Below are 14,494 nucleotides of genomic sequence, written 5' to 3'. Positions count from 1 at the left end.
TTCCGGGGCTCCGGGGAAAGCGCCACGGGCCCGTGGCTCACCAGGATCGGAGGGTGGCGATCCGCTCCTCCAGCTGCTCGACGCTGGCCGAGGCCGTGGGGGGACCCCCGCAGGTGCGTCGCAGCGCACCGTGTATCACCCCGTAGGGCTTGCCCGTGCGCTGGTGGTACAGCGAAACCAACGTGTTGAGTTCCTTGCGCAGGGCCTTGAGACGCTCCTGAACGCTCTGTGGCCGTTGCTCGGCCGCCTTCTCCCGCTCCTGGGCCTCCCTGGCGGCCACGTCCTCCTTGTGGCGCTGTTCGCGCCGATGCACCTGCTGGATCTGCTGCTGTTGGCGCTGCTGCAACAGGGCACGCACCTGCTCGGGTTCGAGCAGCCCCGGCAGCCCCAGGTAGTCCTGTTCCTCCTCCGTGGTGGCGAAGGCGGCCGTACCGAAGGAGGAGCCGTCGTAGATGACCTGGTCCAGTTCCGCGTCGGCGCTCAGCGCTGTGTACGGCTGTTCGTTGTCCGGCTCGTCCCGCTGCCGGTTGGCCTCGACCAGCTCCCGGTCGTTCCAGCCCTCCTTCTCCCGCTGGGGCTTGCCCAACACGTGATCCCGGTCGGCTTCCAGCTGGCTCGCGAGGTCCAGCAGCACCGGGACACTCGGGAGGAAGATGCTCGCCGTCTCACCGGACTTGCGGGCCCGCACGAACCTGCCGATCACCTGGGCGAAGAACAGCGGGGTGGAGGCACTGGTCGCGTAGACCCCCACGGCCAGCCGGGGGACGTCGACCCCTTCGCTGACCATGCGCACGGCCACCATCCACCGCTCGTCGGACTCGGAGAACCGGGCGATCCGGTCCGAGGCCTGCGGGTCGTCGGACAGCACCACCGTGGGCTCGGTTCCGCTCACCCGGTGCAGCGTCTTGGCGTAGGCCCGTGCGCTCTTCTGGTCCGAGGCGATCACCAGCCCTCCGGCGTCGGGCATCCCGCCACGACGCAACTGGGTCAGCCGGGTGTCGGCGGCCTGAAGCACGGACGGGATCCACTCCCCGCCGGGGTCCAGGGCGGTACGCCAGGCCCGTGCGGTCTGCTCGGCGGTCAACGGCTCCCCCAGCCGGGCCGCGAACTCGTCGCCCGCGCTGGTTCTCCACCGGGCCTCGCCGGAGTAGGCCAGGAAGATCACCGGGCGGACCACCCCGTCCCGCAGCGCCTCGGCGTACCCGTAGGAGTGGTCGGCCCGACTGCGCTGCGCCCCGTCCGCGTCCGGTTCGTAGGTGACGAAGGGGATCGGGTTGTCGTCGGAGCGGAAAGGGGTCCCGGTGAGGGTGAGCCTGCGGGCGGCGGGGGTGAAGGCTTCTCGGATCGCGTCACCCCACGACTTGGCGTCCCCGGCGTGGTGGATCTCGTCCAGGATCACCAGGGTCTTGCGTCGTTCGGTGCGCACCCTGTGCAGGTTCGGATGGGTGGCCACCTGGGCGTAGGTGAGCACGACACCGCGGTAGTCGGCCGAGGTGGTTCCGTCGGAGTTGCTGAACTCGGAGTCCAGCGGGATACCCGCTCCGCCGGAGGCCAGCGCCCACTGGTGCTTGAGATGGTCGGTGGGGGTGACCACGGTGACCGCCTCGACGGTGCGGTCGGCGATCAGCTCCGCCGCCACCCGCAGCGCGAACGTGGTCTTGCCCGCTCCCGGCGTGGCCACGGCCATGAAGTCCCGGGGCCTGGTCGCCAGGTACTTCGTCAGCGCCCTGCGCTGCCAGTCACGCAGCGGCCTGTCGTGTGCCCGGGACGGATCACTGAGTACCGAACGAACGGACTGGTCAACCTGCGTTTCGGACACGCCCGTCTGCCGCTCCCTTCCGATCAACACCGTTCGCCAGGCAAAGCGGCGCTCGGTCCGCCGCGTCACGAGTGACGTCACCCGCCTGTCGAACTTCCGGACCCGCACCCCACGACGAGCGGAGAACCCCGCCACCGGGTACGGATGGACACGAACGGATCACGCCGGGCGGACACCCCGACGGCACCGGCACTCGTCCGGAAGCACCCCTTTCGCGGAACGGACGGAGACGCGTCCGGACGCGGCGGTCGCGCACGAGGGGCACGACCTGACGAATCCTCCGCGGACACGAACCACGAACCGTTCGTTACCGTGCGAAAAGCCGGAAATCCGGCTTCCCGGCCAACGGGGGAGGCACTCCCGAGGCACACCTGCCGGTGGGGCACCGTGTGTCGCCGTCGCCGAGAGGGGAGCCTACCGCTTTCGCCGCCGCCAGCGCGCCGTCCGGGTGGGGGCGGCAGGAAAATGAAGTTCCCGCCACACCCCGAGCGGATCACGACCGTGTCGACCTTGGGATCAGCATGGACGCAGCGAGCCCGAACAGCAGACGCCGTTCGGTTGCCCCGCCCAGGGGCACGAGACCTTCCGTGCGGCGCGGATCGCTGCGTGTGGTGACCCGCACCCTGCGGAAGTCGTGGGACGACGACATCCTCTCCGAGTCGGCCGCGGCGGCCTTCTGGCAGACGCTGTCCCTGCCCCCGCTGCTGCTCGGGCTACTGAGCAGCATCGGCTTTCTGGGGGACTGGCTGGGCGAGGAGGTCGTGGCCACGGTTCAGCACCGCATCGTCGGGTTCGCCGGAACGGTCTTCAGTGCCGGGGTGGTCGAACAGATCATCCGCCCCACGGTCGGTGACATCCTGACCAGCGGCCGCACCAGGGTGGCCTCGGTGGCCTTCCTGCTGTCGCTGTGGGCGGGTTCCTCGGCACTGGCCTCGCTCATCGACTCGATCACCCTGGCCTACGACCAGTACATGGTGCGCAACGCGCTCTGGCAGCGTGTGCTCGCCCTGCTGCTCTACCTGGCCAGCCTGGTCATGGTGGTGCTCGTGCTGCCACTGACCGCGCTGGGGCCCAGATGGTTGCTCACGGTGCTGCCCACCTGGCTGCGCGCGGACGTGGCCACTCTGATCAGACTGTTCTACTTCCCGGTGACGGGCCTGGTGCTGGTGGTCGCTCTGGCGACGCTCTACAAACTCGCGCTGCCCCGCAAGCTGCCGTGGCACCGGGGGCTTCCCGGGGCGCTGCTGGCGATGCTGGTGTTCCTGTGCTCCAGCGTCGGGCTCCGGCTCTACATCACCTGGGTGACCTCCACCGGATACACCTACGGAGCGCTGGCCACTCCGATCGCCTTCCTGCTGTTCGCCTTCTTCATCGGTTTCGCGATCGTCTCCGGCGCCCAGTTCAACAACGCGATCGAGCAGACGTGGCCCGCCGGTATGACCAGGCGGGAACGCAGGCGTTGGCGTCGCCTGGAGATGCGGCGCGCCGCCCAACGCCTGCGAACCGAGCAGGGATACCAGGCGTGGCGGACCGAAACGACACGAGGTGGGCGGCCCTGCGACTCCGGGACCGACTGAGGGGATCCCGGCCGGCCGGGCTCACTCGTCGTCGCCACCGCCCGGAGGAAGCCCCTCGAAGATCTCCTTGCACTCGGGGCAGACCGGTGAGCCCGGTTTGGCGGACTTGGTCACGGGGAACACCGCCCCACACAGCGCCACCACGTGACTGCCCATGACCGCGCTCTCGGCGATCTTGTCCTTCTGCACGTAGTGGAAGACCTCGGGACTGTCGTCACTGGTCTGTTCGGTGTTCTGCGGTCTGGTGTCTTCTTCGGGAAGAACGGTCGTCGTCATGACACCATGATGCCGCACCGAAAGCCCCGGTGTCCTCCAGGGCACGGCGCAGGGTGGTTCACCGGCTGTCGACGACCCAGTGTGCCGGGTCGTCCAGTTCACGGCTGCTCCTGCTCCCCCGGAACCGACGGACGTTCTCGTTCTTGCGTGGCGGCCGGTCGTTCGCGACGAGCACCGCCATCCAGGGCAGCGGGATGGAGACCGCGATGATGATCAGTGAAAGCCACCAGATCGGATAGACCATGACGGCGGCGATCAGGCAGGGAATGCGCAGCGACATCATCAACGCGTACTTCTTGCGTCGCGCCGCTTGCTGATCGTCGTAGGACGGCTCGGCCTCGGTGATGAGCACCGGGGTGTCGTCACCACGCTGGAAGCCACTCACGACACCACCTCCACCCTCATCGTCCCACTCACACCCCGGTTCGCGCAGACCGCCCCACGGGTTTTTTCCGGGCCGCCCCACCGCTCGATCCCCCATCGGAGTGCACGGGACCACGGCGAGGCCGTCCGCCCCGACGGTGCTCCCGGCGGCCGTGTGAGGATCGCCGCGTGACTGTCGAACTCACACACGACCGCCTCGACCGGCTGCGCGAGGCCCTGCTCGCGGCGGACTACACCGCGGACGGCGTGGTGGAACTGCTGGGCACTCGGGCACACGCGGCCCTGGGACGAGGGGAACCGGAACCCGCCCTCCGGGCCACGGCCGAACCCGGTCCGCTCAGCAGCCTGGTCCGCCTGTTCCTGCTCGGAGAACCGATCGAGTCGGCGGCGGCCGAACGTGCCCTGGATCCGCTGCCCCTGGCCGAGGCCGTGGCCGCCGGGATCCTGGTGGCCGACGGGGACTCGGTGCGCGCGGGTCTGGACATCCGACCGCACGCCGCGATGGACGGCTCGTGGTGGGTCGTCTCGGACCTGGACGCCGAGACCCGCCCCCCGGGTGTTCCCGTCACCAGCGATCACGTGCTCGGGGTCGGACGTGCCTCGCTGAGCCTGGTGCGCGCCACCCCGCAGCGCCCCGTCGGCTCCGTGCTGGACGTCGGCACCGGATGCGGAGTGCAGGCGCTGCACGCCTCGGCCCGGGCCGAGCGGGTGACGGCCACCGAGGTCTCGGAACGGGCGCGGAAACTGGCCGAGGCGACCTTCCGCCTGAACCGGGTGGAGGTCGAGGTGCTCGACGGCGAGTGGTTCGATCCCGTCGCCGGGCGCGGGTTCGACCAGGTGGTGTGCAACCCGCCGTTCGTGGTGGGCCCGGCCAGAACCGATTTCGTCTACCGGGACTCGGGGCTGGCCGGGGACCGGGCGAGTGCCCGGGTGGTGAGTGAACTGCCCGGGGTGCTCAACGAGGGCGGCACCGGTCACCTGCTCGCCTCCTGGCTGCACCGGGAGGGCGAGGACTGGAGCACCCGCGTGTCGGACTGGCTGCGGGAACCGGACGTGGACGCCTGGTTCGTCCAGCGCGACGTGGCCGATCCCGAGTTGTACGTGGGCACCTGGCTGCGGGACGCGGGAGTGGACCCCCGCTCGGAACTCGGCAGGCGCCGCTCGCGGGAATGGTTGGACTGGTTCGCCGACAACGGGGTGACCGGAGTCGGTTTCGGCTTCGTCACGCTGCGCCGCACCCACGGGGGGAGGAACGGTCGGACGGTCTGCGAGGACCTGCGCCACGCCTTCGACGACCCGCTCGGAGCGGAGGCCGACGCGTGGTTGCGCCGCCTCGACTGGCTGCGGGACCGCCCCTCGGCGGAGGAGCTGCTCGGCAGTCGACTGGTCGCCGCGCCGAGCCTGGTGCTGGAACGGGTCAGCTCTCTCGACGAGGACGGGTGGAGGGAGTTCGTCCACCGGCTGCACCGCACCGACGGGCCGGGGTGGCAACACGAGACCGACGAGCTCGGTGCCCGGCTCGTCGCGGGGTGCCAGGGCGCGTTGCCCGCTGACGAGCTGCTGGAGCTGCTGGCCGCCGCCTACGGGGCGGATTCCGCCGAACTCGTCCGGTCCGCGGAACCGGTCCTGCGCGAGCTGGTCCAGCACGGCATGGTGCTTCCCGCGGAGTGGCAGGAGAACGAGCGGTGAGGGCCGTGGTGACCCGGGTGCTGCGCGCCGCCGTGCGCGTGGACGGCAGGACGGTGGGCGGTATCGACGAGCCCGGCCTGCTGGTCCTGGTGGGCGTGACCCACTCCGACACCGAGGAGCAGGCGGGCACGTTGGCCCGCAAGGTGCACGAGCTGCGCGCGCTGCGGGACGAGCGGTCCTGCGCCACGGCGGACGCGCCGCTGCTGGTGGTCAGCCAGTTCACCCTCTACGGCAGCACGCGGAAGGGACGCAGGCCCTCCTGGAGCGCCGCAGCACCTCCGGAACAGGCCGAACCGCTGGTGGAGTCGGTGGTCGAGCGGCTGCGGGAACGCGGAGCGCGGGTGGCCACGGGAAGTTTCGGTGCGCACATGGAGGTGGACAGCACCAACGACGGCCCGTTCACTCTCTTGGTCGAAACATAGTCCGGTACCCGGAAACCCTGGACGCGATTCGGATCGCTTCCGCCCGGGAAAGGGGTCGTTTCGGAACGGCCCCTTTTCCGGGCGTGCCGAGACTCCGGGATTCGTTCCGGACGGAAAACCCGCCCCGCGGCGGGATCTCGGAAAAAGACTTCCCACCCGACGGGCGGGGCGAGGTGCGTCATCGGCCCGAGCGGGGAACCTTCTCCGCGAAAAACCCTCACATCTTCTCTCCGGCCGCCGGGCTCCCCGCTGACCGGCCCCGGCCTCCGAAGGTTCCCGGAACCCGGGAGGAGGGATCTGTCGAAGAATGACGTGTTTCTCAGCGAATTCTCAGCCCACACGCCACGAGTGTGACGACGCTGACTCCTTTCGCGCGGAGAACGCGGGAACTAATCCGGCCCCAGAAGCGTTTTCCGTACAGCCAACCTCACCAAGCGCCGGTACTCGACTCCCGGCACCCGACACCGCACCCGCCGGTGCACCCGCTCGGGAGTCGACGGCGGAAGAACGACAACGGACATGCGACACGTCACGGAACGAACGTCTCGACAGACCCAGACCGGACAGCCACCCCGCCCGCCAGGACGAACCACGCCGACACGACCAACGACCCCACCGGCCACCGCCGTGACCGACGCGGTACGACCTCTTCCCTCTCCCACGAGCGTACCCGTCCTCCGCGCCCCGCGGTGTCACGTCGGTGCACCGGCTTCCGACAACCAGCCCGTCAGGGAGGTAGCTCTATGACCGCCCCGCAGACTCTCGCCCCGGACGTCGCCAACGAGGCGGACCTCGACAGCCAGGGCCCCTCTGCCGACCTGGTGCGGGTCTACCTCAATGGTATCGGCCGTACGGCACTGCTCAGCGCGCAGGACGAGGTCGACCTCGCGAAGCGTATCGAGGCCGGTGTGTTCGCCAAACACCTGCTGGACACCTCCGAGGACCTGAGCAGGCAGCGGCGTGCCGACCTCAGGGCCGTGGTCCGCGACGGCCAGGACGCGAAGAACCACCTCATGGAGGCCAACCTGCGTCTGGTGGTCAGCCTGGCCAAGCGCTACACCGGCAGGGGGATGCCGCTGCTGGACCTCATCCAGGAGGGCAACCTCGGACTGATCCGGGCGGTGGAGAAGTTCGACTACACCAAGGGCTACAAGTTCTCCACCTACGCCACCTGGTGGATCCGGCAGGCCATCACCCGGGGCATGGCCGACCAGAGCCGCACCATCCGGTTGCCCGTCCACCTGGTCGAGCAGGTCAACAAACTGGCCCGGATCAAGCGGGACCTGCACCAGAAACTGGGCAGGGAGGCCACCGAGGAGGAGATCGCCGCCGAGGCGGACATGTCCGTGGAGAAGGTGGTCGACCTCATGGACCACTCCAAGGACCCGGTCAGTCTGGACATGCCGGTCGGCTCGGAGGAGGACGCCCCGCTCGGCGACTTCATCGAGGACTCGGAGGGAGCCGACGCCGAGAACGCGGTCATCTCCGGCTTCCTCCAGGACGACCTGCGCAGGGTGCTGGACACTCTGGAGGGCCGTGAACAGCAGGTCATCCGCATGCGTTACGGCCTCGACGACGGACAGCCACGCACGCTGGACCAGATCGGCAAGGCCTTCGGGCTGTCCCGGGAGCGGGTCAGGCAGATCGAACGCGAAGTGATGGCCAAACTCCGTCAGGGCGACCGCGCGAACAAACTGCGCTCCTACGCGAGTTGAGGGGTGGGCGCGTCCGGAGTTCCAGGCGCGCCCACCGGTGGCGCCCTCACTCGTCGCGACGAGGGGGCGCCGTCCGCACGGACCGACTCAGACCGCGGACCCGAGCAGTTTGTCCCTCCACCGGTCGATCTCGGCGTCGCTCGCACCGTGCCGGATCAGCCATCCCGCGGCGCCCCCGTCCTCGGTGTCCACCGTCCGCAGGAGATGCTCGATCGCTTCGGCCGGGGCCGAGACGAGCTCCCGCACGGCGGACTCGTCCACTCCGGTGGGCATCTCGGGAGCGATCCGTAGCCTGCGCAGCACCTGGTACATGTTGCGGTCGGTGTGCACGTAGTCGGTGACGATCGCGTCACGACGCACCCCGGCCGCGCTCAGCAGTAACGCGCAGACCACCCCGGTGCGGTCCTTGCCCGCGGCACAGTGCACCAGCACCGGCCCCGGGGACTCCAGCACGATCCGGAACACCTCGAGCAGTCTCTTCGGGGCCCGCTCCACCATGCAGCCGTACAACTCGGCCAGCGTGTCCCAGGGATCCGCCCCCGACTCGTCGCGCAAACCCTCCAGAACCGGCACGTGGTGCACCGTGCTGACCCGTTCGAGCGGGTGGGGGCCGGACTTCTCCTCCTCGGTGTCCCGCAGGTCCACCACCGCCGTGGGCGGCCAGGACGTCGCCCCCTCCGGGGGACGGTCCCCGTCGTACGGGGCGTCGCCCCGGTAGAGCACTCCGGATCGCGTGGTCACACCGTCCTCGGCGGGCAACCCGCCCAGGTCGCGGAAGTTGACCAGGCAGTCCGGACCGCTGTCGCCGTGCTCGGTCATGTGCATGCGCCCCTTCGCCGTCGGCTGTCCCCGCACAGGATCGCAGTTCCGAGCACGAGCCTGAAGAGAACGGCCTCTCAGCCGGGAGCGGGCCCCGTTCCCCACCGGGGACCGTCCCCGGGGGACCGGGGCTCCCGAGAGATGGTCCCCGAACGCTGCCGGTGCGACGGAACCGACCTACTCGCCGGCAACGGTGGCCTCCCGCTGGGTGAGCACCACCTCCCGCTCCCCGAGCGGGCTGTCCAACGGAGCGGTCACCGGCGGGTAACGCAGGTCCATCGTGCACGGGCCCGCGTCCCGCGGGGTCTCCTCCACCAACTCGACCCCGACCCGCCGTTCCGTCTGCTCGGTCAACCTGGCACGGACCTCGCCGCATCCGCCCTCCTGGCCGGTGACCACGAGCACGGACCCCCCGTTCTGGGTCCACACCTCCCGGGGGTACCCCTCCGGCAACGCCGAACCGTCCACCCGCGCGGCGGGAACCTCGGTACGTTCCTTCTCCGGCACGGGCTTGGGTGCCTCGTCACCGCGCGAGGACTCCTGCGTGGCCGGCGGAGGGGGCTGTCCGCCGAAACCGACGTCGGACTGCTGTTCACCACAGGCGGTGAGAGCGAACAGCACCGCGGCCGCCCCCACCAGGATTCGTAACCGTCTCATGCCCGAAGGACGGACCACCGTCGAACGACGGTTGCGTGCCCTCCACCCGCTGGCGGGTTCACGACAGCGGAAGTCACTGCGGCCCCTGCCCGCCCACCGTGGCCGGGGAGGCTCAACGCAACCGGCGCGGCCCCGAGTCCGGCGACTCGGAGCCGCGTCCCAGAGTCATCGCCGCGCCGGCCACGTACGCCCCCGACGAAGCCGCCAGCACCGGCTCCAGCACCAGCTCCCGCACCTCCGGGAGATCCTCGCCCAGGGTCGCCACACGCAGCACGAGATCCTCCATCGCGGCCATGTCGGCCGGGGCGGCCCCGCGGTAGCCGTCGAGCATCGGCGCGGCCTTGGGAGCACGAATCAGGTCCGCCACGTCGGTGTCGGTCAGCGGCACGGCCCGATAGGCCCGGTCACCGAGAAGGTCGTTGGCCAGTCCGGCGAGCCCGAAGGACACGAGCGTCCCGAAGGAGGGGTCCTCCATGAGCCTGATGACGCACGAGGTCCCCTTCGGAGCCATCCGCTGCACGTAGACCTCGCCGCTTCCGGCCAGCTCGCACAGGTCCGTGTAGGCGGTGCGCACCACCTCGGCCGTGCCCAGGTCGAGCCGCACCCCGGCCAGGTCCGTGCGGTGCCGCAGCTGTCGACTGGCGGACTTCAGCACCACCGGGAAGCCGACCTGCTCGGCGGCGGCCACGGCGGAATCCACGTCCGAGACGAGCCGGAACGGGGAGACGGTGATCCCGTAGCACTCCAGCAGGCGCACCGTCTCGGAATCGGACAGCCTCCGGGTCGTCTCACGGTCGACCCACTGTTCCACCAGTTCCCGCGCCCGCTCGGGTTCCACTCCCTCCGGGCGGACGAACTCCCCCTGCGGCGCGGCACGCCAGTTCGCGTACCGCACGGCGCGGCCGAGCGCCAACACGGCCCGCTCCGGGGTGGGATAGGAGGGAATCGAACCGGGTCCCGGGGTCCCGTCCCCGCCGGGAACCGCGAGCTCGTCCGGAACTCCCTCCGCGGCGAGGAACGTGCTCACCACCGGTTTGCTGCCCACGGTGTCGGCCTCGTGCAACGCCTCCCGGAGCTGGCGGGCGTAGGTGGCCCCGGGGACGGCGACCGGCGGGGCGAACACCGTCACCAACGCGTCCACCTCCCCGTTCTCCGCCGCCGAACGCACGGCGGCGGCGAACTCCTCGGGCCCGGCCGAGGCCCCGACGTCCACCGGGTCGGTCACCGGACGCAGTCCCTGCTCCAACGCCGCGTCGGTGGCCAGCATCCCGAGGGCGCTCGAATTCCCGACTATCGCCACCCGGTCTCCCCGGGGCAACGGTTGGTGGGCCAGCAGCAGCGCCACGTCGAACATCTGCGCCACGGAGTCGACCCGGATCACCCCGGCCTGGTCGAACAGCGCCTGCACACTCGTCTCGTCGATGCGTACCGAGGTCGCGGCCAGTCCGGCCCGTACCGCGTTGCGCCCCGACTTGACGGCCACGATCGGTTTGCTGCGGCCCAGCCTGCGAGCGAGACGGGCGAACTTGCGGGGGTTGCCGAAGGACTCCAGGTACAGCAGCACCACGTCGGTGGTGGGATCCGTCTGCCAGTACTGCAGGAGGTCGTTGCCGGACACGTCGGCCCTGTTGCCCGCCGAGACGAAGGTGGAAAGCCCCAGCCCCCGCTCGGTCGCCGCGGCCAGGATCGCCACGCCCAGCGCGCCCGACTGGCAGAAGAACCCGGTACGTCCCCTCCCCGGCAGGCGGGGAGCCAGGCTGGCGTTCAGCCGCTGGCCCGGATCGGTGTTGACCACCCCCAGGGCGTTCGGTCCCACCACGCGCATCCCGTACACCCTGGCCGCGCGCACCATGCGTCGTTCCGCCTCCCGTCCGCTGGGTCCCACCTCGCTGAAACCGGAGCTGACGATCAGCAGCGCCTTGACCCCCTTGGCCAGGCAGGCGTCCAGCACCTCCTCCACACCGCCGGCCGGGATGGCCACCACCGCGAGGTCGATGTCGTCGGGAATGTCCAGCACCGAGGCGTGGGAACGCACCCCGCGCACGGCCCGGTGTTCCGGGTTGACCGGGTGTACCGGCACGGCGGAGTCGGCGCCGAGCAGGTTGGCCAACACCGTGTGCCCGATCTTCTCCGGGTCGGTGGAGGCGCCGATGACCGCCACCGCCCTGGGGTGCAGGAGGTTGTGCACGCTGCGCGCCTCGGCCGCCTGCTCGCGAGCCCTGGCCACGGCCAGGGACTCCTCGGTGGGGTCGAGGGGGAACTCCAGGTGGACCAGCCCCTCCTCCATCTCCCGTTTGACCCGGTACCCCGCGTCGCGGAACACACGCACCATCTGGGAGTTCTCGGCGAGCACCTCGGCCACGAACCTGCTCAGCCCACGCTCCCTGGCCGCGGCGGCGAGGTGTTCGAGCAGGATGGAACCGAGTCCCCGTCCCTGGTGACCGTCCTGCACCACGAACGCCACCTCCGCGGAGTCCCGCTCGGCGAGCCGGTCGAAACGGCCCACGGCCACGATGTCCTCCCCCAGCAACGCGACCAGGGCGACCCTGTTGACGTAGTCCACCCGGCTGAAGCGCTCGACGTCGCGCTGCGGCATACGCGGGTAGGGAGAGAAGTAGCGGTAGTACCGCGTCCGGTCGCTGAGTCTGCCGTGGAAGGCGACGAGCTGCTCGGCGTCCTCCGGGACGATCGGCCGCAGATGCACCGTTCCCCCGTCGGAGAGGACCACATCGGCCTCCCAGTGCCGCGGGTAGGCGCCGGCGCCCTCCGTGTCGTCCTCCCGTCGTCCTCCCGGAACGTCTCCCATGGCGGACCTCCCAGCCTCCTGTGTTCACCGCACCCGTTCACGCCGGGCCACGCGGGCCGGACGTGCCGACGAAAAGCTCCCGCCCACGGGTCACCGCCCGAGGCCGCCCGGCGGGTCGCCCCGGAAGGTCACCTCAGTCCCTGCCGTCGGCGGGATCCAACCCGTGCAACGGGAAAACGGAGTGACGGGTGTCGCGCACGGCCGTGTCGACCCGGTGTTCGTTCACCCCGTCCCACGGGGTGAACGCCGGATCCACCCCGTCGGTCAGCGTGCTCGGCAGCGCCCTGTTCCCCGCCACCTCACTGGCGTGGGCGGTCCACTCTGCGGGGATGTTGCCCGAGGGCGCGAGATCCCGGTCCAGGGCGAGGGCCAGCAGGTGCGTCCAGGACCGAGGGACCACCCGGTACAGGGCGTAGCCGCCCCCACCGAGCACCAGCCACCTGCCCCCCGCGTACCGCTCGGCCAGATCCCTCAGCATCCCGTAGGCGGCACGTTGACCGTCCACCGACAGCGACAGCTCGGCCAGCGGGTCCTCCCGGTGGGTGTCCGCGCCGCACTGGGTGACCAGCACCTGGGGGGCGCACGACTCCAGTACCGAAGGAACCACGGCCCGGAAGGCGCGCAGCCATCCCGCGTCGTCCGTGCCGGGAGGAAGAGCCACGTTCACCGCGCTCCCCTCGGCGGGACCCGCCCCGACCTCGGTGGGGAAGCCGGTGCCGGGCCAGAGGGTGACCGGGTGCTGGTGCAGCGAGATCGTCGTCACCCGGGGGTCGTCGTAGAAGGCGGCCTGGACCCCGTCCCCGTGGTGCACGTCGATGTCCAGATAGGCGATCCGCTCCACCCCGTTGGCCAGCATCCAGGAGATGGCCACCGCGCAGTCGTTGTACACGCAGAAACCGGCCGCGTGGTCGGCCATCGCGTGGTGCAGCCCGCCCGCGAGGTTGACGGCCCGCTTCGCCCTGCCGGACACGATCCGTTCGGCCGCCGCGATCGAACCACCGGCCACCAAGGCGGAGGACTCGTGCATCCGGTCGAAGACCGGATTGTCCGCGCTGCCGAGTCCGTGGCGCACCTCCGCCGGGTCCGTGTGGGGAGCGGCCCGCACCGCCGCGATGTAGTCGCGGGTGTGCACCCGTTCGAGATCCCCGTCGGAGGCTTTCTCGGGCGAGCGGAGTTCGATCCCGTCCAGCACCCCCAGCGAGCGCGCCAACCGCATGGTCAGGTCCAGCCGGACAGGATGCAGCGGATGGTTGCCGCCCAGGTCGTAGGACAGCAGTGAGTCGTCCCAGATAACGGCGCACTCGTTGCTCATGGTTGGGCACGCTACCCGGCCGGCCCCGCTCGACACAGTGTTTCCGGCTGCTCAGCCGGGATCGGCTCCGGTCGCCGCGGGCCGGTCCGGGTCGTTCGACCACTCCGACCAGGAACCCGGGTACAGCGCGGCCGGGGCCTCGGGGGAGGTCAGACCGGCGTGTTCGAGCGCCAGCACCACGGAACAGGCGTTGACGCCGGAGCCGCAGTAGGCACCCACCGGCCGCGCTTCGGAAACACCCAGTCGCGTGAAGCGCGTCGCCAGTTCCTCCGGGCGGAGCCATCTGCCGTCGGCGGCGACGTGCTCGGCGGCCGGGGCGTTGAGGGCTCCCGGAACATGGCCGGCCCGGGGGTCCACCGGTTCGCTCTCGCCGCGGTACCGCTGCTCCGCCCGGGCGTCCAGCAACACCCCCTCGCGGGCCAGGCGCCGGGCCCGGTCCGCGTCGAGGGTGGGCATCCTCCCGGGGCGGACCACGATGTTCCCCTCGGCGGGACGCGGAGTCCGCGTCGTGGTGGGACGTCCCTCCTCCGTCCAGGCGGCGAACCCACCGTCCAGCAGGAACACCTCCCGGTGTCCGGACCAGCGCAGCAGCCACCAGGCACGCGCCGCCACCGAGCCGTCGCCGGCGTCGTAGACCACCACGCTGCGGTCGGAGTCCACCCCGGCGGCCCGCAGGACCTCCTGGAGTCCGGCCGGATCGGGAAGCGGGTGTCGGCCCCGTTCGTCCGGAGCCGAAGCCAGTTCGGAGTCCAGGTCCACGAACACCGCCCCGGGAAGGTGGCCCCGTTCGTACTCCTCCCTTCCCGGGGGGCCCAGCAGGTTCCAGCGCACGTCCAGCAGCGTGGGCGGTCGTTCCTCCTCGAGGAACCCGGCCAGCTCGGACGTCGTGATCAGTGGGGTCATCGTCCTCTCCGATCGTGCGGGACGGATCTCACGGCCGGGTACCGGAATGCGCGCTCCCCCGCCTCCCGTTGCCGACCGGGACGACCACACGGCGGCGCGTGCGAGCCCCGACCGG

At 70.7% G+C, this 14,494-nt stretch carries 12 protein-coding genes; 4 read left to right on the top strand and 8 right to left on the bottom strand.

Translation table 11 applies throughout. The features are described 5' to 3' along the window. Positions 1-37: 37 nt before the first annotated feature. On the bottom strand, positions 38-1,819 hold the full coding sequence (locus CEP50_RS00495) for a DEAD/DEAH box helicase (RefSeq protein WP_106112251.1): 1,782 nt from the start codon (positions 1,817-1,819) through the stop codon (positions 38-40). Positions 1,820-2,340: 521 nt separating this feature from the next. Here CEP50_RS00495 and CEP50_RS00490 point away from each other — a divergent pair. Further along, positions 2,341-3,396, top strand: a complete 1,056-nt coding sequence (locus tag CEP50_RS00490; protein ID WP_106111931.1) for a YihY/virulence factor BrkB family protein — start codon at positions 2,341-2,343, stop codon at positions 3,394-3,396. 21 nt (positions 3,397-3,417) lie between these two features. Here CEP50_RS00490 and CEP50_RS00485 read toward each other — a convergent pair whose 3' ends face one another. Both CEP50_RS00485 and CEP50_RS00480 read right to left on the bottom strand, forming a co-directional pair. Beyond that, on the bottom strand, positions 3,418-3,672 hold the full coding sequence (locus CEP50_RS00485; RefSeq protein WP_019853529.1) for a DUF3039 domain-containing protein: 255 nt from the start codon (positions 3,670-3,672) through the stop codon (positions 3,418-3,420). A 58-nt stretch (positions 3,673-3,730) separates the two neighbouring features. Beyond that, entirely contained in the window at positions 3,731-4,057 is a 327-nt protein-coding gene (locus CEP50_RS00480) for a DUF3099 domain-containing protein (RefSeq protein ID WP_106111930.1), read from the bottom strand. A gap of 167 nt (positions 4,058-4,224) precedes the next feature. Between CEP50_RS00480 and CEP50_RS00475 the strand changes: the two genes are divergently transcribed. The 3 genes from CEP50_RS00475 (at position 4,225) to CEP50_RS00465 (ending at position 7,882) form a co-directional block, all read left to right on the top strand. Next, positions 4,225-5,745, top strand: coding sequence for a DUF7782 domain-containing protein (locus CEP50_RS00475; RefSeq protein WP_106111929.1), 1,521 nt, complete (start codon positions 4,225-4,227; stop codon positions 5,743-5,745). After that, positions 5,742-6,167 carry a D-aminoacyl-tRNA deacylase gene (gene dtd / locus CEP50_RS00470; protein ID WP_106111928.1) on the top strand — a complete coding sequence of 142 codons (426 nt, stop codon included), beginning with the start codon at positions 5,742-5,744 and terminating at the stop codon, positions 6,165-6,167. The genes CEP50_RS00475 and dtd overlap by 4 nt, the downstream gene beginning before the upstream one ends. A 743-nt stretch (positions 6,168-6,910) precedes the next feature. Then, the gene (locus tag CEP50_RS00465) at positions 6,911-7,882 is read left to right on the top strand and encodes a sigma-70 family RNA polymerase sigma factor (RefSeq protein WP_106111927.1); all 972 of its coding nucleotides are present in this window, start codon (positions 6,911-6,913) and stop codon (positions 7,880-7,882) included. Positions 7,883-7,969: 87 nt separating this feature from the next. On the opposite strand, the gene CEP50_RS00460 is transcribed toward CEP50_RS00465, so the two are convergent. From CEP50_RS00460 to CEP50_RS00440, 5 genes are all read right to left on the bottom strand, one after another. Next, positions 7,970-8,701: a tyrosine-protein phosphatase gene (locus tag CEP50_RS00460; protein ID WP_258174617.1), complete on the bottom strand. Its 732-nt coding sequence runs from the start codon at positions 8,699-8,701 to the stop codon at positions 7,970-7,972. 177 nt (positions 8,702-8,878) lie between these two features. Then, positions 8,879-9,358, bottom strand: coding sequence for a hypothetical protein (locus CEP50_RS00455; protein WP_258174616.1), 480 nt, complete (start codon positions 9,356-9,358; stop codon positions 8,879-8,881). A gap of 112 nt (positions 9,359-9,470) precedes the next feature. Next, a complete protein-coding gene (locus CEP50_RS00450) occupies positions 9,471-12,164 on the bottom strand; it encodes a bifunctional acetate--CoA ligase family protein/GNAT family N-acetyltransferase (protein WP_106111924.1) in 2,694 nt (897 codons plus the stop codon). 133 nt (positions 12,165-12,297) lie between these two features. Further along, on the bottom strand, positions 12,298-13,476 hold the full coding sequence (locus CEP50_RS00445) for an acetoin utilization protein AcuC (RefSeq protein ID WP_106111923.1): 1,179 nt from the start codon (positions 13,474-13,476) through the stop codon (positions 12,298-12,300). A 51-nt stretch (positions 13,477-13,527) separates the two neighbouring features. Beyond that, entirely contained in the window at positions 13,528-14,379 is an 852-nt protein-coding gene (locus CEP50_RS00440) for a sulfurtransferase (RefSeq protein ID WP_106111922.1), read from the bottom strand. Positions 14,380-14,494: the final 115 nt, after the last annotated feature.

This window comes from Actinopolyspora mortivallis, from assembly GCF_003001495.1.
In the GTDB taxonomy this organism is placed as follows: domain Bacteria; phylum Actinomycetota; class Actinomycetes; order Mycobacteriales; family Pseudonocardiaceae; genus Actinopolyspora; species Actinopolyspora mortivallis_A.
The sequence above is the reverse complement of the archived record's forward strand: the minus strand, read 5'-3'. Positions and strand labels throughout refer to the sequence as shown.